Genomic DNA, 19,548 nt, shown 5'->3' with positions numbered 1-19,548 from the left:
CCCCTCGAGACGGGTTTCAGAGGAGAACGGTCGAGCCCGAAGGGCGCGCCCCGCTCTGGCAGGAGATGCGTCATCGCCTGCTTCCCCAACGCGCCTCCGCGCGTGCAGTTGCCGACCCGCCGGCAACAATCGCCATGATCCAGGTTAACCCCGGCAACCGGGCCCAGCCGCTCGCGTTGGCAGCTGCAGGACCCAACCCAAGGACAAGCATGCCGCGCTTCCCCCTCTCCCCTCCCGGCCCCATCTTTTCGCGCGCCCGGGCTCGAACCGCGCCCCTCGACCGCGGCAACCGGTCGCTGCCCCCTGCAAGGCCGGCGCATTGAGTTCCGCCCAGCTGCGCGTGCTCGAACGCTCGGTCTATAACGCGGCTTCTCGGCGCGGTCAGCCGTCGTCCCGACTGTCTCGGAATCGGGATCGACGAGGACACCGCGCTCCGGGTCGAGGCCGGCACCGCGCAGGTGATCGGAAGCGGCGGCGTCACGATCGTCGACGCGTCGCGGGCGAGCCGTTCCACTGCGGCGGGCGCGTCGTCCGGCGGCATCGTGTCGCTTCACGGCGCGACGCTTCACGCGCTTCGCGATGGGGAGAGTTTCGACCTGGCGCCGCGCCGCCAGGAAAAATAGGCTGCGCAGAGGCGCTCAGGGCGCCGCGTCACGTCCGGAGAAGGGACACCGCCAATCCGGTCCGACAGCCCGCCCCGAATATTGCCGTGCCTCCGACACGTCGCCGTGACGGGCAAGCATGGGGTTCGCGCTTCCGGCCAAGGCGATGTCGCGTGCGATGATCTTTCCGCGCATCGTCTCATAGACCTCGGTTTCGCGCAGTTTCTCGAACTGGTCGTGGAGGTTGAACACCAGTGCGGGGCGTTCGAAGCGGCGCGCGGGACGGCTGGCTCGGGGGTGGAGGCCGACGACGAAAAAGGCCTCGCCGCCGAAGCTCAGCGAGAAGTGCGGATCATCGGGGCTGTGACTGACGCGTGGATCTGGCGGCTGGCCTGCCCAGTCGTCCTTCCGGCTCAGCGAGTCGATACGCTCCCACAGGCATGTCTCGAACGCTTGCTCGTCGAGCCCACCATCCTCCTCGAAGATCACCACGAGCGAATGGAAGAGGCTCGGCGAACGCGCATAACTCCAGGCGAGATCGAGGAGATTGGGGTAGATGCGCAAATCGTCCCATGCCGAGCGCATGTCGCGGCCGACGACGAAACGGATCTGGCTTCGCGCCAGCGCCGACTTCGCTCCGACGCACGGAAAATCCGCCGAACGGATGAAGTTCTGGAAGCGTTGAGCCAGAGGATGAGAACTGTTGTCGGTTGGTGGTAGCATGCTGCTGAAACCGACCTCTCTTGCCGCGGTTGCAGCAAGTTAACTTGGGTTGCGTCGATTCCGCCGTCATCGCCTCGCCGGCGCGCACGCTGTCTTCAAGCGGCTGGCATGGAGATGGATTCATATTGGACGAAGTTGCGCGACACTGACTTGCCCTGCCGCTACGGCGAGCTATGCTTGCCCTGCATCGGGCAAGAAGGCGCACGGTGCCGAGACGTAAGAATCTCGTTCGGAAGCCTTATGATATTCCCATCCGCTGCCGGGTGGCCGACGCGTATGTCCAGGCCCTCGGGCTAAAGGCGGCGGCGCATATTTCCGAATATGTTCTTACCTCCCGGCACACCCGCCTCTCGGCTCGACCGGTAGGCGATGGCAAATGGATTTCGAAGACGACCCCTCAAATCGGCGCGCGCTGTCGTCGGGCGATCCGCTGCCGCCGGGCGATTGGGAAGGCGCTGGCGCGGCCGGCCGCGCGGAAGCGATCTATGCGGCCGAACGGCGTTATGTGACCGCGATCTTCCGGCGCAGCGTACCGCCGCAAGAGGTGCCCGACCTCGTGCAGGAGACATTCCGCCGCCTCTTCAGCGCAAAGGGAACGGGAACAGGGCTCCTCCAGGCGTCGCGGGCCTATGTCGCGACTGCCGCACGAGCGATCCTCAAGAACCGGGCTCGTTCCGGGGCTCGCAACCAGACCCACGCCCACCATAGTTTCGAGGACCATGACGTCGCGGGTCCCGATCCCCATGCCGCGCTCGAACACCGCGACACGCTGCGCCGCGTCGAGGACGCCATCGCAAGGCTGAATCCAACCACTCGGGATGTATTCCTGATGCAAACTTTCGACGATCTCAGCTATTCCGAGATCGGACGAATCAAAGGCATAAGCGAAAAAGCCGTGGAAAATCATCTCGTCAAAGCCCGGATGGCCATTCGCAAGGCGCGAGACACGCAATCGTGAGGTCCGTCGAGCGCGAAGCGGCCGAATGGGCCGTGCGGATGCGCGGAACACCGTCCGAGGCCGACCGCGAGGCCTTCGAGCAATGGTATGCGAAGCCCGGCAATGCCGAGGCCTTTGCTATGTCCGAGGATGATGTCGCGGTGGCTCGTACGGCATCGCGCGCCCGTATCGATGCGAAGGCGCGGACCGAACGCAGATCGACTGGCGGTTTCCGCTGGGCCGTCGCGACGATCGCCGCGGTCGGCATCGCCCTCGGCTTCGCTTGGCACATGGCGCGGCAAAGCGACACGCCCCAGATAGCAGCTGGTCCCATGCTGCCTCGCCAGCTTCGTCTCGCCGATGGCTCCACCGTGACCCTGATGGACGGTGCCTGGGTCGAGCCGCAATTCTCCGAGACCGAGCGCCGTATCCGCTTGCACGGCGGCCGCGCACGCTTCGATGTTGCGCACGACAGCGCCCGCCCTTTCATCGTCGTCGCCGGCATCTCCGAGACGAAAGCCCTCGGCACGGTGTTCGAGGTCGACGCGCGTTCGAACGCCCCCAAGGTCAAACTCGTGCGCGGCTCGGTGGAGGTTCGCCTCGGCGGAACGGCAAAGACTGTCCGCCTCGTCCCCGGCGAGAGTGCAGAAGTCTCGGAAAGCGGTCCACGCCTCATCCCGGCGATGACAAGTCCGGTGCCGACAGCGGAACCGACGACGATGCTTGCCGCCGACGGACTTCCGCTCGGCGCGGTGATCGAAGCGGCGAATAAAGTGAACTCGAGACCGATCCGCCTCGCGGATCCCGCCCTGACCTCGCTCCCGGTGACAGGCCGTTTTGACGTAACCAACGGCGCAAGCCTCGCCCGCAAGCTCGCCGCGGCATTGGGGCTCCAAGCGACCGATGGATCGGACGCGATCACGCTCAGCAAAAAATAATTCCCATCGGAGAGGGGGGAAATCTCCTTTCCGGTGTTTTGCACCCCCAGACGGTCATCGGTGGCCGCTTGGGGAGGTAGAATGAAGTACAAATTTCTGGCGGCGATGCTCTCGGTGAGCACCGCAGCAATCGCGATTCAGGTTCCCGCCGCGCAGGCGCAGACACAGCCCGTTCAGCAGAGCTACTCGCGGATCAATGAGGCGGAACGCTTCGCGTAGCTATAGTCGCCCTCGAAGCAGGCACCGTCCCCCTGGCTCGCGAAGCCCGAGAACCAGATGCAGGGCTTTCGCCGCGTACCGCCCCCGTGGAGGCGAACGGGCACGGTCGCGAGGTCGACGCCCAGAATCTCGCATATCCGTTCGAAATCCTCACAGACGGCCCAATACCAGTCGTGGTCAAACGCGCCCTGAAGATACCACGCCCGCGCCTTCTCCTTTGCCTCCTCCGACAGTTCCTCGAGGCTGTAGACCGTCGTCTCGATAATCTCGGCCATGACAATCTCCTGCAAAAGAAAAGGCCCGGCGCGGCGGCCGGGCCAGGTTGGGACGATGGACGGGTCAGGCGGTGGCCAGCTCCTCGGGCCGCAGTCGGTTCCGAACCTCGTCGAGGAATGAAGCGGTCGACATAGTCTCGATCGCATCGGCGGTGATCAGCGTCGCTATCCCGCCGAAGCCATCGGGCCGCATCTTGGTGCAGGTCCAGGCAGCAACGACCTCGACATCATCGAGAGCATCGCAGCGTTTGATGATGTCCTGGAAAATGCCCTCATAGCCGATCACCGACATGTCGAGGGCAAGCTCGCCCTCCGCCGGATCGAGCTTGCGCAGGTGATCCCGGATCGCCGTGACGGCATAGCTGTCTGGGAAGGGATCGACCTCGAGCAGCTGATGCACCTCGGCAAGGTCGAGATGGAGAAGGTCGTTCACATAGTCCTCCGCGAAGAAGTACACCTCGTCCTCGCCTCCTTCGTGGCTGAACATCCCGATCAGGAGACGATGCTCGAGCAAGGTCATCGCGGCGCGCGGGATATCCGGGCGCACGATCGTTGGCGAATGATAGTCAGCCATGCGCCGTCTCCTGTCCGGCCGCCCCGACGGGAATGTCGGGATCGCCTTCGACAACGAGCGTAGGCACGGTGAACTCGGCCTCGTCGAAATAGGCGAGAATGCCCTCAACGCTGCCGCGCCGGACCACTTCGTGCCGATCGATCAGGACGCGATCGGATTCGTCGACGATGAAGCTGTCAGGCGTGCCTTCGCCGCGGAAGACGATCCGCTCTGCGCTCCATTCGGCGAAGAATCCGCCCGCCCAGAATCGGTAAGGCAGTCCATGATCCTGGCAGAACGTTTCGAGCGGCTCGACCTTTCCCCAGGCGACTTCGTTCGCAAACAGTTCGAGCGGTTCGCCGACGGTACGGTGCGAAGACTCGAAGGCGGGGCCGTCCCATTCGATGGAAAGGCTCTCGCCCGCGATGACCGCCGCGAGTGCGAGCCAGGTCTCGGGCGTGAGATGGCCGCCGAGCTTGAACGATATAGAGACGCGGTCAGCCATGATGACCTCCCGCGACGAGGACCGGCATCGCCGGCGCGTCTGCTTGAATTTCATTTCGCATTTTCATTCTCCGTGCAAAAGCGAAAGCCCGGCGCGATGGCCGGGCTTTCGAGGCGGGACTTCAGGGTGCCGCTATGCGCGGCGGAGATTCATTCGGCGCCGATCGCTTCGGGATCGCCCGCATCCTCACCTACTTCCTCCGCGAGAAAGGCGGGAAGCTCGCCATCCGCCTCGTCGTTGGCCGGCGCCGTTGCCTCCGGCGCCGGGATGGCAGCGCTCTCGAGTTCGGGCGTCCGCATCGGCTCGGGGAGCCAGCCAGCGTCTTCGAGCAGGCGCTCGGCCTCGCGTGCCATGTCGCCCTTCTTCAAATGGTCGATCATTCCGGCAAAATTCTCGCCGCGTGCCTCGGCAACGTCGGCAAGAATCCGCAGCTTCGGAACGCTGCTTAGATAGCCGTCGGCGGTCGGGCGCCAGCCGGCCCCCACGACATCCAGCCCCACGGCCCGCGCGAGCACATGGCTGTGCGCCAGCCGCCGGGCGATCCCGTGCGCCGAGACGCGGCCGTCATAGCCCCGGACGATCTCCGCCTGTGCATTGACGCCGAGCGAGGCGCAATGCGCAAGAAGGCTCGCGCGGTCCTCGTCGCCGAGTTCAAGCAGCCAGTCCCAGACCTCCTTGTCGCTTTTCGGCAGGCGACCACGCCAACCGTCGATGCGTTCCGCGATCGCCTGCCCCGGGGCGCAGTGACGCAGACCTGCCGGAGCGTTGGAAAAATGGACCGAGTTGATCGACGTCTGCAGACAGCTTTCGCGGCTGTAACCGTAAAAGCAGGACAGGACGAACGCATGGAGCACAGCGATATAGGCCGTCTCCGGGCACTTCGCGAAGGCGTCCTGTAGCGCGAGCGTTCTCCACGCCGTGAGGTCGGACACGAGGCGCTCTGACATCGGCTTCAAGGCACCTTCATCGTCCTCGGGCTCGGCCGCAGATTGGCCGGGAGCCGAAGGCGCGGACTTGGAACTGCCGTCGCCGCCGCCTGCGTCATTCGCGCCCTCGTCCGTGCCCTGATCGCCCTCCTCCGGCTCGGCTTCGGGTTCATCCTCCGGCTTCACATAGCCGCGCTCGACGCTCAGCCTCCCGTCGATCCCGATCGAGACGAACGCGCCGGCGATGGCGATCTCGGCGGCATCGAAGACGATCGGGCGGTCGTTGATGCGGCTGATCTCGGCGTCGATCTCCTCGAGCCGGGTGTGGACCTCGTCGGGAACCTCGTCCGCATCGCTCCATTCGTTGCTCAGCGCTTCGCCCTCCGCTTCGAGGTCCGCGCCGAGCTTCTCCTCCTCTGCGCTCATCGGCACTTCGTCGCCGGCAAGGACGCGCATGCCGCGCCCCGGATTGAAGACATGCTCGATCGCGGCGTCGATCCATTTCCAGCCTTCCTCGCCGATCCGCGCCGCTTCGACTTCGAACTTCTCGGCGACGAGCCGGTCGAGCAGGCCGACGTCGGTGAGCCAGCCGCCGTGATCGACTTCGAACAGGTCGCGAACGACACTGCCACCCGCCTCGACATAGGCGTCGAGCCCGACGAAGCGGACACGCTTGTCGGATACGCGGACGCTGTTCTCGGTCAGCCTCTGGCGGATGAACGAAGCGGATGGCTGGAAGTCGTGCTCGACCATCTCCCAGACCTGAATCTGGCGCTCTTCATCGTCCGTCACCGTGAAGGCCATCAGGGTCTCGAGCGACATGCCGTCGTCACCAAAGATGTCGAGCAGCTTTGGCGAGACGCTCGCCAGCTTGAGGCGCTGCCTGACCACCGCCGGCGTCACGAAAAAATGTGCGGCAATGTCCTCGACGGCATTCCCCTTGGCGGCGAGCGCCTGCATGCCGCGAAACTGGTCGAGCGGGTGCAGACTTACGCGCTCTGAATTCTCGGCGAGACTGTCCTCTTCGGCCAGGATATCGTCGTTCGCAGCCCGTACCCTGCACGGGATCGGCGCATTGTTGGCAAGCCGCTTCTGCTTCACCAGCAGTTGGAGCGCGCGGTAGCGTCGCCCGCCTGCCGGCACCTCAAAGTCACCGGTAGGGTTGCCTTCGCTATCGAGGATCGGGCGGACATTCAGGTTATGCAGCAACCCGCGCCGTGCGATGCTGTCGGCCAGTTCGGCAACTGACTGGCCGGGCTTGATCCGCCGAACATTTGCGTCCGAAAGCCGCAACCGGTCAAGCGGGATGGCCTGCGGTTGATCGAGCGTGATTTTTTGCTTGGAAGCCATGACTTTTCTCCGCGACGGCCGACCAAGAGACTCTCTCTCGGCCTTCGAACCGTCGCGAAGCGCCCCTTCCCTCTTGCTCTCACCCGCGCGGTTGGGGGGAGGCAGGGAAGTGAGCTACCGTTCACAACAAGGATGCGAACTGCTGTTTGGCCCGCGATGATAACCACGTTTCGATGCTTGATAGGGAAAACGGCTCGTCTACTCCGCGTCTCCGCCTCCTGTCTGTTCCCCGTCGTCCTCAACAACTTTGCGGGCGAGGCAATAACTGCCCCACGCACCCATGAGCCTGACACGCTCGCCAGGCTTTTCCGCGGTCCCGAGGTAGGTCGTCCGACGGTAAGCGGCCTGCACTGCATCCGGCGTCTTGTGCGCAAGCGCCGCTTCCACAACGGCATCGGGGAAACCCTCGTTCGCCGCCCAATCGGTGAATGTCGACCGGAAGCCGTGGACATGAAAAGGCTCAGCCATGTCACGAAGGACTTTGAGCAGCGTCATATCGGACATATTCTTCCCACTCGCACCGGGGAAAATCACGTCTGTGTCCGGGAGCCTGAAAGCATGCGCTTTTGCAATCACTTCCAGCGCGGCATCGGACAGCGGCACGATATGCGACTTGCCACGCTTCATATGATCGGCGGGCACAGTCCATAGCCGCGCTTCGATGTCGAGTTCGTCCCAGGTCGCCAGACGCACCTCCTGGCTGCGCGCACCGGTCAGGATGAGTAGTTCCAGCGCAAGCCTGCTGTAGGATGGCTTGCGCTGCAGTGCAGTGATGAAACCGGGCAAAGCGGCATATGGCATAGCCTTGCGATTCTCGGTTTTCTTGAGTTGCCGCGGCAAGCCACGCCCCGCTTTCAGGCTGCTATTACCTGAGGGAGCCTCTCGTGAACGCCAGCCCTTTGCATGTGCATAATCCAGCACGGTGCAGATCCGGTTGCGCACCTGACGGGCGGTCTCGGGTATCTCCTGCCAGATCGGCGTGAGCACGTTTATGATGTCAGCCGCGACAATCGCACCGGTCTGCTCGTCGCCCAGTTTCGGGAAGGCGTAATTCTCAAGGCTGGAAAGCCATTGGCGGGCGTAGATCTCGCTCTTCCATCCCGCCTCGTTCTCGGCGTGATATTGCCTCGCCGCTTCGCGAAACGTCACCTTGGCAGACGCCTCGTCTTTCCGCTCAGCCAATATGTCGCGCCGGTCGACCTTGACCGCCTTGCGAAGCTCGCCGGCCTTCTCGCGGACCTGCGCCAAAGTGAACAACTTCGCGCTGCCCAGTCCGATGTCTTGACGCTTACCGTCGCGCTGCAGACGAAGGGTCCAAGATGCCCCTCCACGCCTATCGACCTTCAAAAACAAGCCGTCACCATCCTGATAGGTGCCCGGATTCGCAAGAGCGGCCTTGACCGCAACCGCCGTGAGTTTGCCCATGGGAATCTTCCCCCACACTTTCTCCCCACATTCTGGGGAACACGAGTGTGGGGGAAAGACAATCTTCCCCCACACTTCCCCCACACTACGCTCCGGCTGCAGGCAAATTGCCCCGGACGCATGCGGACGATGCGTGGATGATACGCTAGGTTTTCTGGGATTTCTAGAGGGTTCGGCGGACACCCTCGGATGGGAGGGTGGTGGACAGGGCTGGATTCGAACCAGCGTACGGAAACCCGGGCAGATTTACAGTCTGCTGCCTTTAACCACTCGGCCACCTGTCCTTGGGGCCCGCTTTGGGAAGCGGTCCAATGGCGAAACGATGCTTGCCTGTCAATGGCAGTCATGGGTAAGGCGCGCCGCATGAGACAATTTTCCCGCCATCGTCGCCCCCAGGGCCAGGGCCAGCGCGGTCAGGCCGTCCGTTTCTGGGGCCGCCACGCCGTTCTGGCCGCGCTCGCCAACCCCGACCGCACCGTCAAGCGCATCTGGGGCACGCGCGAAGCGCTGGGGCAGCTCGACCTGCCGCCGGTGATTCCCATCAGCTACGCCGACGTCACCGACCTCGCGCGACTTGTTGCGCGCGACGCGCCGCACCAGGGCCTGGTGATCGAAGTCGATCCGCTCGACAGCCTCTATCTCGGCGACCTATTGCAGGAAGAAAGCGACGCCGACAGCCGGCGCCCGCTCGTCATCCTTGACCAGGTCACCGATCCGCACAATATCGGCGCGGTGCTTCGCTCGGCCGCCGCGTTCGATGCCGCGGCGATCATCACGCAGGATCGCCACAGCCCGCCCGAAAGCGGCGTGATCGCGCGTTCGGCCTCGGGGGCGCTCGAAACCGTGCCGTGGGTGCGCGTCGTCAATCTGTCGCGCGCGCTCGAGGAAATCGCGGAGGCGCAATATTGGCGCATCGGGCTGATGGGCGACACCGACACGACGCTGGCCTCGACGCTCGACGGCAGCAAGGTCGCGCTGGTGCTCGGGTCCGAAGGCGACGGGATGCGCCACAATGTCATGGAACATTGCGACGTGCTGGCAAAGCTGCCGATCTCGCCGCGGATGGAGAGCCTCAATATCTCGAACGCCGCGGCGATCGCGCTCTACGCGGTGGCGACGGCAAACGCCTAATTTCCTGGGCAGTCACCCCGGCGAAGGCCGGGGCCTCAACTTCGCCTCATATCAGAAGCGTCGAGATCCCGGCCTTCGCCGGGATGACGAACATATCAATCCTCGGCGGCGATCCGCACCTTCAGTCCGTCGAGCGCGTCGCTGAACGGGATCTGGCACGACAGGCGCGACCCCTCGTCGCGGTCGGTGGTCGAATCGAGCAGGTCATTCTCGTCCTCGCTCATCGCGGGCAGCTGGTCGGTCGCGCCCGCCTCGACATGGACATGGCACGTCGCGCACGAACAGCAACCGCCGCACAGGGCCAGCAGTTCGTCGAAACCGGCGTCGCGGATATTCTCCATGACCGTCAGGCTGGTATCGCCCTCGATCTCATGCTCGGTTCCGTCGCGCGTCACGACAATCAGCTTCGCCATGCTAGTCCCCATATCTTTGGTGTTGCTGGCGCTATGTCGCGCGTTGCGCCTCAAATCAAGCGTTGCTAAAGACAACCAAAGGAACAAAAGGAGAATATCGCGATGGGGCTCAGCCAGGAGCAGCTGAATGCGGGGATCGACGCCCTTGCAGCGAGCGATGCCAATTTCGCCCGCGCGCTGGGCAATGCGGGCTATCCCGAACCGCGCATCCGCGCGCCGGGCTACACCACGCTGCTGCGCACCATCGTCGGCCAGCAGGTCAGCGTCGCCGCCGCCAATTCGATCTGGAACAAGCTCGAGGCGCAATTTGGCGAGGGCTGTCCGGCGGACGTGATCGCCGCCGCCGATTTCGACACGCTGCGCGCCTGCGGCCTGTCGGGCCAGAAACAAGGCTATGCCAAGAGCCTCGCGCAACTGATCCTCGACGGCGAACTGACCTTCGACGCCCTGCCCGCCGACGACGAGGAAGCGATCGCGCTGCTCACCAAGGTCAAGGGAATCGGCCGCTGGTCGGCCGAGATCTACCTGCTGTTCGCCGAGGGGCGCCCCGACATCTGGCCGGCCGGCGACCTTGCGGTGCAGGAAGCGGTCGGCCGCATCCTCGGGCTGGGCGCGCGGCCCAGTGAAAAGCAGGCGCGCGAACTCGCCGAACCATGGCGGCCGCATCGCGGTGCGGCAGCGATCTTCAGCTGGCATTGCTATAATATGGACGTGATTTGAAGGGGAAGCGGAACGCCCTCGCTATCATTGTCATTCCCGCCAAAGCAGGAACCCAGTAGCGACGATCGACGAACAAAAAAGGCCGGGTGGAGCATCCTCCACCCGGCCTTTTTGTGATCGTCAGCCAAAGGCTTATTTCTTTGCCGCAGCCTTCTTGGCGGGAGCCTTTTTCGCGGGCTCAGCCTTTTCGGCCGCAGCCTTGGCCGGCGCGGCCTTCTTGGCAGCCGCGGGCTTTTCCTCGGTCTTGGCTTCGGCCTTTTTCGCGGGCGCCTTCTTGGCGGGCGCGTCCTCGGCCTTGGCCTCGTCCTTCACCGCATCCTTTTTGGCGGCGGGCTTTTTCGCGGCAGCCTTTTTGGCGGGCTTCGCGTCATGGTCATGGTCATGGCCGCAACCCGGGCCGTGGACGTGGCCCGCATCATCGTCGGCCTCGATCGCGGCTTCCAGTTCCTCGCGGGTGGTTTCGCGGTCGCTGATCTCGGCCTTCTCGAACAGGAAGTCGACAACCTTGTCTTCATACAGCGGGGCGCGAAGCTGCGCCGCGGCGAGCGCGTCCTGCTGCACATATTCCATAAACCGGCCGCGATCTTCGGGGCGATACTGCTGCGCCGCCTGCATGATCAGGCGCTGCATTTCCTGGCTCGAAACCTGGACGCCGTGCGCCTGTCCGATTTCGGACAACAGCAGGCCCAGACGGACGCGGCGCACCGCGATCGCGCGATAATCTTCGCGGTCGTTTTCCAGCTCGGCCTTCGCCGCTTCGGGATCTTCCTCGTGGCTGACTTCATGTTCCAGCTGCTGCCAGATCTGGTTGAACTCGGCCTCCACCATCGTCGGCGGCACGTCGAAATCATGGCTCGCGGCGAGCTGGTCGAGCAGCTTGCGCTTCATATAGGTGCGCGTCAGGCCGTTCAGTTCCTGCTCGACCTGATCCTTCATCAGCTCTTTCAGCTTGTCGAGGCTTTCCAGGCCAAGCGACTTGGCGAACTCGTCGTCGATCTTCGACGCGGCGGGCACCTTCACTTCCTTCACCGTCACGGCGAATTCGGCGGGCTTGCCCTTCAGATTCTCGACCGGATATTCGTCGGGGAAGGTGACCTTCAGAACCTTTTCGTCGCCAGTCTTGACGCCGACCAGCTGGTCTTCAAAGCCGGGGATCAACTGGCCCGAACCGATTTCGACCGCCATGTCCTCGCCGGTGCCGCCGTCGAAAGCGACGCCATCGACGCTGCCGGCGAAATCGATGATGACCTGATCGCCCTGGGCGGCCTTCTTCGTCTTCGGCGCGTCCTCGAACCGCTTCATCTGCGCGGCGAATTCTTCGATCTTCGCCATCACGGCCTTGTCGTCGGCAGGAACGGTCAGGCGCTCCAGCTTCAGCCCGTCGATCGACGGCGTCGCAATGTCGGGCAGCACTTCCAGGCTGACGGTCAGTTCGGCGTCCTTGCCGGCTTCATAACCTTCGTCGAGCGCGACGGCGGGTTGCAGCGCGGGGCGAAGCTTTTCCTTTGCCATCAGGTCGCGCACGCTGGCGTCGATCGCCTTGTTCAGCGCGTCGGCCGACAGCGCCGGGCCGTGCATCTTGCGGATCAGGTTCGGCGGCACCTTGCCGGGGCGAAAGCCGGGCATACGAACGGTCGGGGCGATGCTCTTCACCTCGTCGTCGACGCGCGCGTCGATGTCCTTGGCGGTGATGGTGACGCGATATTCGCGCTTCAGGCCTTCGTTCAGCGTTTCGACGGTCTTCATTGCCTTGGTCTTATCCTTGCTCAAAATCTCGTATCGAACCCCGCCATCGCGGCGGAGTTCCCCATGATCCCGGCCTGCATTGCGGATTGGTGCGGGCGAAGGGACTCGAACCCCCACATCTTGCGATACTGGTACCTAAAACCAGCGCGTCTACCAATTCCGCCACGCCCGCAGGTGTTTTCGGCCGGGTGCACGAAATCGCGCGCTGCCGCGCACGCCCGTGCGGGCCGCGCGGGGCTATAGCAGACGCGCCGCCAAGGGCAAGGGCACAAAGCCCCCCGTTCCGCTGGCGGAACATGCTCGGCGCCTGCTGGCGGAACATGCCCGGCGCCCGTTCGTTGGGTCCATGCAAGGAGAGTAGCATGACCAACGCCATCGACCCGTTTCCCAAGCCGAAGCCCGACACCATCGAACCGATGGCGCCGCCCGAACGGCCGGTGCAACCGACCCCGCAAGAAGACCCCGCCGGCCAACCGAGCGAAATCCCCGGTCGTCCCGGCGGCGGCGACATCGACGAACCGGGCCGCGGCCCCGACGAAGTGCCGCCGCAGCAGGTTTAGCGGGCCCGCCCCTTTCGTCATTCCCGCGGCGTCGCAGACGGCGCGCAGCGCCACCGCGGGAATGACGAAGATTAGAATGCTCACTATACTTGACTCTTCCCTCCCCCTCCGCACGATATCCGCAGGGGAGAGAGATATGAAAACTACCGCCGCCATCGCGCTGCTGCTGGCAACCACGGCGCCCGCCATTGCCCAGGACGTCACACTCTATCGCGGCGGCCCGATCGTCACGATGGACGGCGACGTGCCGCAAATCGTCGAGGCCGTGGTCACGCGCGGCGACCGCATCGCCTTTGCCGGAACCGAACAGGCGGCGCGGCAAGCGGCGGGACAGGGCGCCGCGGTCCGCGACCTCGGCGGCGCTACCCTGCTCCCCGGCTTCATCGACGCCCATTCGCATTTCACCGTCCGGGCGATGAGCGCGGGCGGGCTCGACCTGCGCGACAAGGCGCACGCGGGGGTCGCCGACATCCCCGCGCTTCAGGCGGCCATTCGCGATTATGCGGCGACCGTCCCCGCCGGGCGCTGGATCGTCGTGTGGCAATATGACAATGAAAATCTCGCCGAAAAGCGCCACATCACGCGCGCCGAACTCGACGCGGTTGCCGCCGACCGCCCGATCGTCGTGCTGCACGTATCGCTCCACGGCGCGGTGGCGAACAGCGCCGCGCTGGCCGCCGCCAACCTCGACGAAACCACGCCCATCCCGCCCGGCGGCATGATGCTGCGCGACGCGGGCGGCAAGCTTAACGGCGTCCTGCTTGAATAAGCGATGTTCCTGCTGCTCGCCAAATTGCCGCAGCCGACGGCGGAGCAGAAGCTCGCGGCGCTCGACGCCGCGCAGGACGCCTATTTCGCCGAAGGCTATACGCATGCCCAGGATGGCGCGACCCAGCCGCCCGACATTGCTTTCCTCACCTCGCCGGCAGCGCGCGCGCGGCTCAAGATCGACCTCGCCCTCCTGCCCTTTTCACCCGGCCTCGATGCGCTGCTCGCGCGGCCCGACCTCAAATTCGGCGTCTGGCAGGACCATGTGAAGCTACAGGGGATCAAATTCGTCCTCGACGGTTCGGTGCAGGCGCGCACCGGCTATTTCACCCGCGACTATGCGCGTGGCAGCCCGGAGGGCGCGCATCCCTGGCACGGCCAACCCGTGCTGTCGCCGCAGGAATTTTGCACACAGGCGGCAAAGGTCCACGCGCGCGGGTGGCAGATTTTCGCACACGCCAATGGCGACGCGGCGATCGACATGGCGATCGGCTGCTTTGACACGCTCGGCATCAAGGCTGCCGACGACCGCCGCCCGATCGTCATCCATTCGCAATTCCAGCGCCGCGACCAGCTTCCCGCCTACGCCCGCATCGGGGTCGGCCCCGCCTATTTCTCGAACCACGCCTGGTATTGGGCCGACGTCCACCGCACCAACTTTCCCGCCGACATCGTCGATTTCATCAGCCCGCTCGCCTCGGCACGGGCCGCGGGCCTGAGGCCGTCGAACCACAGCGATTACAGCGTCACGCCGCTCGACACGCGCTTCATGCTGTGGACGTCGATGGCGCGCCTCTCGCCGACCGGCGTCGTCAGCGGCCCGGGCGAACGCATCGGCGCCTATGCCGCGCTGCAAGCGCTTACCACCGGCCCCGCGTGGCAAGCATTTGAGGAGGGTCGCAAGGGCCGGATCAAGCCCGGCCTGCTCGCCGACCTGGTGATCCTCGACAAGAATCCGCTGACCACCCCGGTGGATCAGATCAAGGACATCAAGGTCCTGGAAACCATCAAGGAAGGCCGCAGCGTGTGGAAATATCCGGCCGGTCCCGGCGGACGTTGATTTTTTCAGGACCGCCGACCGGGACTTGCTTGGCGGCGGCATCGCGGCACGATAATGTGGCGACGCTGCAAGCAACGGGAGTCACCATCATGCGTCGAGTCTTGCTTTTACCGCTTCTCGCCTCCGCCGCCTTTCCGGGGACCGCGCTTGCGCAATCGGCGCCCGACGTCGCCGATCTTGTCGGCGCGCGCGGCGCTGGCGGCGAAACCCAGCTCCTCGCGCGTGGCTATGAATCGCGCCAATCGACCACCGTGCGCGACCAACGCTATACTTTCTGGTGGAACCAGCGCACCGGGCGCTGCATCTCGGTCGCCACGATGGACGGGCGCTATTCGGCGATCATCGGCGTTCCCGCCGAAAATTGCCAGGACGGCGGATCGCGCGGCGGCTATGCGCCCCCCGCCGATCATCACGCGCCCCCTGCCGATCCGGCGTATCGCGACGCCGGTTCGCTCGTCCTCGTCTGCTACGGCGCGGGCAACCGCCCCAGCGTCACCACGGCCCCGCGTTACGACTGGAACAGCTCGAAACATAAATGGGAATGGGGCAATGATGTCGTCAGCACGACGCAGGGCTTCAACAGCGACGTCCAGATCGAACTTTATGGCGATCAGGGGCGCATCCACCTTGGCCCGAAACTCGTGCCGCCCATTCACTCGGGCGGGCACGAAGGCTGGTGGGATCTCGAAAATCTGATGGTAACGCCCGATCGCATCACCGCGACCTACCGCCTCAACGGCCTCAACAAGCCCAAGGTCGATATCGACCGCCGTTCGGGCCGCATCCAGATCAAGGCACAGACCGACTTTTCCGGCCAGTGCGATGTCGGCAATTGGGGCCAGGGTCAGCGGCGATTCTAACGGGCGAAGCGGCCGGGGGCGACCCCGGCCCGCCACAGCCGCCAGCCTTGGCCGCCGGCCTTAGCCCAGCGCCTTTTTCAGCAGTTCGTTGACGACCTGCGGGTTCGCCTTGCCCTGCATCGCCTTCATCGTCTGCCCGACGAAGAAGCCGAACAAGGCCTCCTTGCCGCCCTTATACTGCTCGACCTTGTCGGCATTGGCGGTCAGGATCTTGGCGATCTCGGCCTCGATCGCGCCGGTGTCGCTCGTCTGCTTCAGCCCGTCGCGCTCGACGATCACGCTCGCGGCGTCGCCGCTTTCCAGCATTTTCTCGAACACCTGCTTGGCGATGGTGCCCGAAATCGTGCCGTCGGCAACCAGGCCCAGCAATTCGGCAGCGTGTTCGGGCGACACCGGCGAATCCGAAATGTCGCGGCCCATCCGATTGAGCGCGCCGAACAGCTCGCTCGTCACCCAGTTCGCCGCCGCGGCGGGCTTGGCGCCCGCTTCCAGCAGCGCGTCGAACCAGCGCGCCGCCTCGACCTCGGCCGTCAGCACATCGGCGTTATAGGCGCTGATCCCCGCGGCCAGATAGCGCGCGCGCTTGGCGTCGGGCAGTTCGGGCAGGCTGTCGCGACATTCCTCGAGGAACGCGTCGTCAAGCTCGAGCGGCAGCAAGTCGGGATCGGGGAAGTAGCGGTAATCATGCGCATCTTCCTTCGACCGCATCGAGCGCGTTTCGTTGCGGTCGGGATCGTAAAGCCGCGTTTCCTGTACCACCGTGCCGCCGCTTTCGATCAGCGCGACCTGACGCTTCGCCTCACCCTCGATCACCGCCATCACGAAACGCACCGAATTGACGTTCTTCGTCTCGGTCCGCGTCCCGAATTCGTCGCCGGGCTTGCGGACGCTGACGTTGACGTCGGCGCGCATCGAGCCCTCTTCCATATTGCCGTCGCACGATCCGACATAGCGCAGGATCGAGCGCAGCTTGCGCACATAGGCCCCGGCTTCGGCGGGCGAGCGCATATCGGGGCGCGAGACGATTTCCATCAGCGCGACGCCCGAACGGTTGAGGTCGACGTAGCTCATCGTCGGATGCTGGTCGTGCATCAGCTTGCCGGCGTCCTGCTCGACATGGATACGCTCGACCCCGATCGCCTTGTCGGCGGGAATCCCGGCCTTCTCATCGGCTGCGATCGTCAGCGAACCTTCGCCGACAAGCGGATGATAAAGCTGCGAAATCTGGTATCCCTGCGGGAGGTCGGCATAGAAATAATTCTTGCGGTCGAACCGCGACCAGCGATTGATCTGCGCCTCGATCGCCATGCCCGTGCGCACCGCCTGGCGGATGCACTCGCGGTTCGGCACCGGCAGCATCCCCGGCATCGCGGCGTCGACCAGCGACACCTGCGTGTTCGGTTCGGCCCCGAACGCCGTGGCGGCGCCCGAAAACAGCTTGGCGTTGGTCGTGATCTGGGCGTGGACCTCCAGGCCGATCACGACCTCCCACTCGCCGGTTTCGCCCTTGATGCGATAATCAGACATCATTCAAATCCTCAGTGTGTTCCTGCGAAGGCAGGAACCCATCACCTGCCGCTTCAACCTTGCACCATCCGGAGATGGGCCCCTGCCTTCGCAGGGGCACAGGCCAAGCTACCACCACTTCTCCGCCCGCGCCGTAAACCCGGCGCGTTCCTCGATCGCCAGTCCGGCGTTCAGAACGCCCTGCTCGTCGAAAGCCTTGCCGATGATCTGCAAGCCCAGCGGCAGCCCTTCGCGGTTCAGCGCAGCGGGGACCGACATTGCGGGCAGCCCTGCAAGGCTCGCTGGCACCGCGAACACATCGTTCAGATACATCGCCAGCGGATCGGCCATCTTCTCGCCCAGCCCGAACGCCGCCGACGGCGCGGTCGGCGCGAGGATCACGTCGCAAGTCTCGAACGCCGCGGTGAAGTCGCGCGAAATCAGCGTCCGCACCTTCTGCGCCTGCGTATAATAGGCGTCGTAAAAGCCCGCCGACAGCACATAGGTGCCGATCATGATGCGGCGCTTGACCTCTGGCCCGAAACCATCCGCGCGCGTCGCGGCATACATATCCTGCAACCCCGCGCCCTGTGGCAGGTCGCGCAAACCATACCGCACGCCGTCATAGCGCGCGAGGTTCGACGACGCCTCGGCAGGCGCGATGATATAGTAAGCGGGCAGCGCATATTTGGTGTGCGGCAGGCTGATCTCGACCACGTCAGCGCCCGCATCCTTCAGCATCGCAATCCCGGCATCCCACATCGCGTCGATGTCGGGGTCGATGCCCTCCAGCCGATATTCCTTGGGAATACCGACGGTCTTACCCTTGAGATCGCTCGACAAAGCGGCTTCCCAATTGGGCACTGCCATGTCGAGGCTCGTCGCATCCTTGGGATCGAAGCCCGCCATATTTTCGAGCATGATCGCGCAGTCGCGGACATCGCGCGCCATCGGCCCTGCCTGGTCGAGCGAGCTGGCAAACGCCACAATGCCCCAGCGCGAGCAGCGGCCATAGGTCGGCTTGATCCCCGAAATTCCGGTGAACGCCGCAGGCTGGCGGATCGAGCCGCCGGTGTCGGTCCCGGTCGCCGCGGGGCACAGCCGCGCCGCGATCGCCGACGAGCTGCCGCCCGACGACCCGCCCGGCGCCAGCGCCGCATTGCCGCCATCCTTGCGCCGCCACGGCGAAATCACATTGCCGAAATAGCTCGTCTCGTTCGACGAGCCCATTGCGAACTGGTCGAGGTTCAGCTTGCCCAGCATCCCGCAACCCGCGTCCCACAATTTCTGCGAAACGGTGGACTCATAACGCGGCACGAAGCCTTCGAGCATATGGCTTGCGGCGGTCGTCTGGACGCCGTTCGTCGCGAACAGATCCTTCATGCCGATCGGCACGCCAGACAAGGGCTTCAGCGTCCCTGCCGCGCGGTCGGCGTCCGCCGCCTTCGCGGCTTCGATCGCATGGTCCGGCGTCTCGACGATAAAGGCGTTGAGCGCCTTCGCGCCCGCGACATTGGCGTTGAACGCCTCGGCCACTTCGACGGCGCTGAAATCGCCCGCGCGGTGCCCGTCGCGAATCTGGGCGACGGTCAGATTGGTCAGCTCGGTCATTATTCGATCACCTTGGGCACGCCGAAAAAGCCGTGCATCGCCGCCGGCGCATTCGCCAGCACATCGTCGCGGCGGTTGCCGCCGGTTAGCGGGTCGGCGTCGACGATATCGTCGCGCAGCCGCAGCGTGTTGGGAATCACCGCGGTCATCGGTTCGACCCCCGTCACATCGACCTCGCCGAGTTGTTCGACCCAGCCCAAGATGCCGTTGAGTTCGCCTTCCATCGCGGCGGCTTCCGCATCGCTGATCGCGATGCGCGCCAGCGACGCGATTTTCCTGACTGTTGCCTGATCGATTGCCATGATCGCCCTAACGTTAACGAAGCCGCGCCGCTAGCATCCCGCCCGGCGCGCTTCAAGCTGCGCCTATTGGAAATCGCCGCCGACGGGCTTGCCGTTTACAAAAATCTGGCGACGCGTCACCGTTCGCACTTCGACCGTGCCCTTTTCGACATCGTCGGCGGTCAATGCGCGCCGCTTCTGTTCGTCCGGGTCGCTCCGCTCATAATAGTCGTTCCATTTCCCCTCGACGGGGTCGATGGCGAAGGAGGACAGCATGCCGGTGTGCGACACGACCGCGACGCGGCCATCGCCGGTCCATTGCGCGATGCAGGGCGCCGTGCGGCAAAAGCTCCGTTCGTCGAGCAATGCATAAAGCTCCGGCGGCAGCGGGCGGTCGGCGGGAAAAACGCGCACCTTTTCTTCGATCCGGCGCGCGCCG

At 64.7% G+C, this 19,548-nt stretch carries 18 protein-coding genes, 2 tRNA genes and 2 pseudogenes; 8 read left to right on the top strand and 14 right to left on the bottom strand.

Going from position 1 to position 19,548, the window contains the following annotated elements:
• The first annotated feature begins 458 nt into the window (after positions 1-458).
• Entirely contained in the window at positions 459-623 is a 165-nt protein-coding gene (locus A3E77_RS05535) for a hypothetical protein (RefSeq protein ID WP_293643979.1), read from the top strand.
• A 15-nt stretch (positions 624-638) separates the two neighbouring features.
• On the opposite strand, the gene gntA is transcribed toward A3E77_RS05535, so the two are convergent.
• The gene (gntA, locus tag A3E77_RS05530; protein WP_293643977.1) at positions 639-1,325 is read right to left on the bottom strand and encodes a guanitoxin biosynthesis heme-dependent pre-guanitoxin N-hydroxylase GntA; all 687 of its coding nucleotides are present in this window, start codon (positions 1,323-1,325) and stop codon (positions 639-641) included.
• A 376-nt stretch (positions 1,326-1,701) separates the two neighbouring features.
• Here gntA and A3E77_RS05525 point away from each other — a divergent pair, with 376 nt between their 5' ends.
• Positions 1,702-2,283, top strand: coding sequence for an RNA polymerase sigma factor (locus A3E77_RS05525; RefSeq protein ID WP_293643975.1), 582 nt, complete (start codon positions 1,702-1,704; stop codon positions 2,281-2,283).
• Positions 2,280-3,200, top strand: coding sequence for a FecR family protein (locus A3E77_RS05520; RefSeq protein ID WP_293643973.1), 921 nt, complete (start codon positions 2,280-2,282; stop codon positions 3,198-3,200). The genes A3E77_RS05525 and A3E77_RS05520 overlap by 4 nt, the downstream gene beginning before the upstream one ends.
• A 182-nt stretch (positions 3,201-3,382) precedes the next feature.
• On the opposite strand, the gene A3E77_RS05515 is transcribed toward A3E77_RS05520, so the two are convergent.
• From A3E77_RS05515 to A3E77_RS05490, 6 genes are all read right to left on the bottom strand, one after another.
• Entirely contained in the window at positions 3,383-3,694 is a 312-nt protein-coding gene (locus A3E77_RS05515; protein ID WP_293643971.1) for a hypothetical protein, read from the bottom strand.
• Positions 3,695-3,758: 64 nt separating this feature from the next.
• A complete protein-coding gene (locus A3E77_RS05510; protein WP_293643969.1) occupies positions 3,759-4,268 on the bottom strand; it encodes a hypothetical protein in 510 nt (169 codons plus the stop codon).
• The gene (locus A3E77_RS05505; protein WP_293643967.1) at positions 4,261-4,752 is read right to left on the bottom strand and encodes a hypothetical protein; all 492 of its coding nucleotides are present in this window, start codon (positions 4,750-4,752) and stop codon (positions 4,261-4,263) included. Before A3E77_RS05505 ends, A3E77_RS05510 begins: the two co-directional genes overlap by 8 nt.
• A 149-nt stretch (positions 4,753-4,901) precedes the next feature.
• On the bottom strand, positions 4,902-7,028 hold the full coding sequence (locus tag A3E77_RS05500; protein WP_293643965.1) for a ParB/RepB/Spo0J family partition protein: 2,127 nt from the start codon (positions 7,026-7,028) through the stop codon (positions 4,902-4,904).
• Between the two features lie 198 nt (positions 7,029-7,226).
• Complete coding sequence (locus A3E77_RS05495; protein WP_293643963.1) at positions 7,227-8,453, bottom strand: tyrosine-type recombinase/integrase; 1,227 nt, start codon at positions 8,451-8,453, stop codon at positions 7,227-7,229.
• A 198-nt stretch (positions 8,454-8,651) separates the two neighbouring features.
• Positions 8,652-8,737: transfer RNA gene (locus tag A3E77_RS05490), tRNA-Tyr, on the bottom strand.
• A gap of 79 nt (positions 8,738-8,816) precedes the next feature.
• On the opposite strand from A3E77_RS05490, the gene rlmB reads away from it, so the two are divergent.
• Entirely contained in the window at positions 8,817-9,584 is a 768-nt protein-coding gene (rlmB, locus tag A3E77_RS05485) for a 23S rRNA (guanosine(2251)-2'-O)-methyltransferase RlmB (protein WP_293643961.1), read from the top strand.
• A gap of 95 nt (positions 9,585-9,679) precedes the next feature.
• Here the strand turns inward: rlmB and A3E77_RS05480 are convergent, their stop codons facing one another.
• Positions 9,680-9,997 (bottom strand): 2Fe-2S iron-sulfur cluster-binding protein, encoded by a 318-nt coding sequence (locus A3E77_RS05480; RefSeq protein WP_293643959.1) that lies wholly within the window; start codon positions 9,995-9,997, stop codon positions 9,680-9,682.
• A gap of 102 nt (positions 9,998-10,099) precedes the next feature.
• On the opposite strand from A3E77_RS05480, the gene A3E77_RS05475 reads away from it, so the two are divergent.
• On the top strand, positions 10,100-10,717 hold the full coding sequence (locus A3E77_RS05475) for a DNA-3-methyladenine glycosylase family protein (protein ID WP_293643957.1): 618 nt from the start codon (positions 10,100-10,102) through the stop codon (positions 10,715-10,717).
• Positions 10,718-10,849: 132 nt separating this feature from the next.
• Here A3E77_RS05475 and tig read toward each other — a convergent pair whose 3' ends face one another.
• Together tig and A3E77_RS05465 are read right to left on the bottom strand one after the other, a co-directional pair.
• A complete protein-coding gene (tig, locus tag A3E77_RS05470; protein WP_293643955.1) occupies positions 10,850-12,463 on the bottom strand; it encodes a trigger factor in 1,614 nt (537 codons plus the stop codon).
• 87 nt (positions 12,464-12,550) lie between these two features.
• Positions 12,551-12,635: transfer RNA gene (locus tag A3E77_RS05465), tRNA-Leu, on the bottom strand.
• Between the two features lie 190 nt (positions 12,636-12,825).
• On the opposite strand from A3E77_RS05465, the gene A3E77_RS05460 reads away from it, so the two are divergent.
• From A3E77_RS05460 to A3E77_RS05450, 3 genes and pseudogenes are all read left to right on the top strand, one after another.
• Positions 12,826-13,023: a hypothetical protein gene (locus A3E77_RS05460; protein ID WP_293643953.1), complete on the top strand. Its 198-nt coding sequence runs from the start codon at positions 12,826-12,828 to the stop codon at positions 13,021-13,023.
• Positions 13,024-13,084: 61 nt separating this feature from the next.
• Positions 13,085-14,851 (top strand): annotated as a pseudogene (locus tag A3E77_RS05455) (amidohydrolase).
• Positions 14,852-14,940: 89 nt separating this feature from the next.
• Entirely contained in the window at positions 14,941-15,711 is a 771-nt protein-coding gene (locus A3E77_RS05450; protein WP_293643951.1) for a hypothetical protein, read from the top strand.
• A gap of 60 nt (positions 15,712-15,771) precedes the next feature.
• Here A3E77_RS05450 and gatB read toward each other — a convergent pair whose 3' ends face one another.
• From gatB to A3E77_RS05430, 4 genes and pseudogenes are all read right to left on the bottom strand, one after another.
• A complete protein-coding gene (gene gatB, locus A3E77_RS05445) occupies positions 15,772-17,238 on the bottom strand; it encodes an Asp-tRNA(Asn)/Glu-tRNA(Gln) amidotransferase subunit GatB (RefSeq protein WP_293643949.1) in 1,467 nt (488 codons plus the stop codon).
• A 108-nt stretch (positions 17,239-17,346) separates the two neighbouring features.
• A complete protein-coding gene (gatA, locus tag A3E77_RS05440; protein WP_293643947.1) occupies positions 17,347-18,828 on the bottom strand; it encodes an Asp-tRNA(Asn)/Glu-tRNA(Gln) amidotransferase subunit GatA in 1,482 nt (493 codons plus the stop codon).
• The gene (gene gatC, locus A3E77_RS05435) at positions 18,828-19,130 is read right to left on the bottom strand and encodes an Asp-tRNA(Asn)/Glu-tRNA(Gln) amidotransferase subunit GatC (protein ID WP_293643946.1); all 303 of its coding nucleotides are present in this window, start codon (positions 19,128-19,130) and stop codon (positions 18,828-18,830) included. Before gatC ends, gatA begins: the two co-directional genes overlap by 1 nt.
• A 63-nt stretch (positions 19,131-19,193) precedes the next feature.
• Positions 19,194-19,548 (bottom strand): annotated as a pseudogene (locus A3E77_RS05430) (hypothetical protein); the annotation flags it as partial.

It is taken from the genome of Sphingopyxis sp. RIFCSPHIGHO2_12_FULL_65_19 (assembly GCF_001830555.1).
Lineage (GTDB): Bacteria > Pseudomonadota > Alphaproteobacteria > Sphingomonadales > Sphingomonadaceae > Sphingopyxis.
Note: the sequence above shows the minus strand (reverse complement) of the source record. Positions and strands in the feature narration are given on the sequence as shown.

Bases quoted from the DNA above. Each gene is read 5' to 3' on its own strand.
- A3E77_RS05505 (WP_293643967.1), bottom strand. From the start codon at position 4,752: ATGGCTGACCGCGTCTCTATATCGTTCAAGCTCGGCGGCCATCTCACG.
- tig (WP_293643955.1), bottom strand. From the start codon at position 12,463: ATGAAGACCGTCGAAACGCTGAACGAAGGCCTGAAGCGCGAATATCGC.
- A3E77_RS05480 (WP_293643959.1), bottom strand. From the start codon at position 9,997: ATGGCGAAGCTGATTGTCGTGACGCGCGACGGAACCGAGCATGAGATC.
- A3E77_RS05460 (WP_293643953.1), top strand. From the start codon at position 12,826: ATGACCAACGCCATCGACCCGTTTCCCAAGCCGAAGCCCGACACCATC.
- A3E77_RS05500 (WP_293643965.1), bottom strand. From the start codon at position 7,028: ATGGCTTCCAAGCAAAAAATCACGCTCGATCAACCGCAGGCCATCCCG.
- gntA (WP_293643977.1), bottom strand. From the start codon at position 1,325: ATGCTACCACCAACCGACAACAGTTCTCATCCTCTGGCTCAACGCTTC.
- A3E77_RS05515 (WP_293643971.1), bottom strand. From the start codon at position 3,694: ATGGCCGAGATTATCGAGACGACGGTCTACAGCCTCGAGGAACTGTCG.
- A3E77_RS05510 (WP_293643969.1), bottom strand. From the start codon at position 4,268: ATGGCTGACTATCATTCGCCAACGATCGTGCGCCCGGATATCCCGCGC.
- gatC (WP_293643946.1), bottom strand. From the start codon at position 19,130: ATGGCAATCGATCAGGCAACAGTCAGGAAAATCGCGTCGCTGGCGCGC.
- gatA (WP_293643947.1), bottom strand. From the start codon at position 18,828: ATGACCGAGCTGACCAATCTGACCGTCGCCCAGATTCGCGACGGGCAC.
- rlmB (WP_293643961.1), top strand. From the start codon at position 8,817: ATGAGACAATTTTCCCGCCATCGTCGCCCCCAGGGCCAGGGCCAGCGC.
- A3E77_RS05495 (WP_293643963.1), bottom strand. From the start codon at position 8,453: ATGGGCAAACTCACGGCGGTTGCGGTCAAGGCCGCTCTTGCGAATCCG.
- A3E77_RS05525 (WP_293643975.1), top strand. From the start codon at position 1,702: ATGGATTTCGAAGACGACCCCTCAAATCGGCGCGCGCTGTCGTCGGGC.
- A3E77_RS05450 (WP_293643951.1), top strand. From the start codon at position 14,941: ATGCGTCGAGTCTTGCTTTTACCGCTTCTCGCCTCCGCCGCCTTTCCG.
- gatB (WP_293643949.1), bottom strand. From the start codon at position 17,238: ATGTCTGATTATCGCATCAAGGGCGAAACCGGCGAGTGGGAGGTCGTG.
- A3E77_RS05475 (WP_293643957.1), top strand. From the start codon at position 10,100: ATGGGGCTCAGCCAGGAGCAGCTGAATGCGGGGATCGACGCCCTTGCA.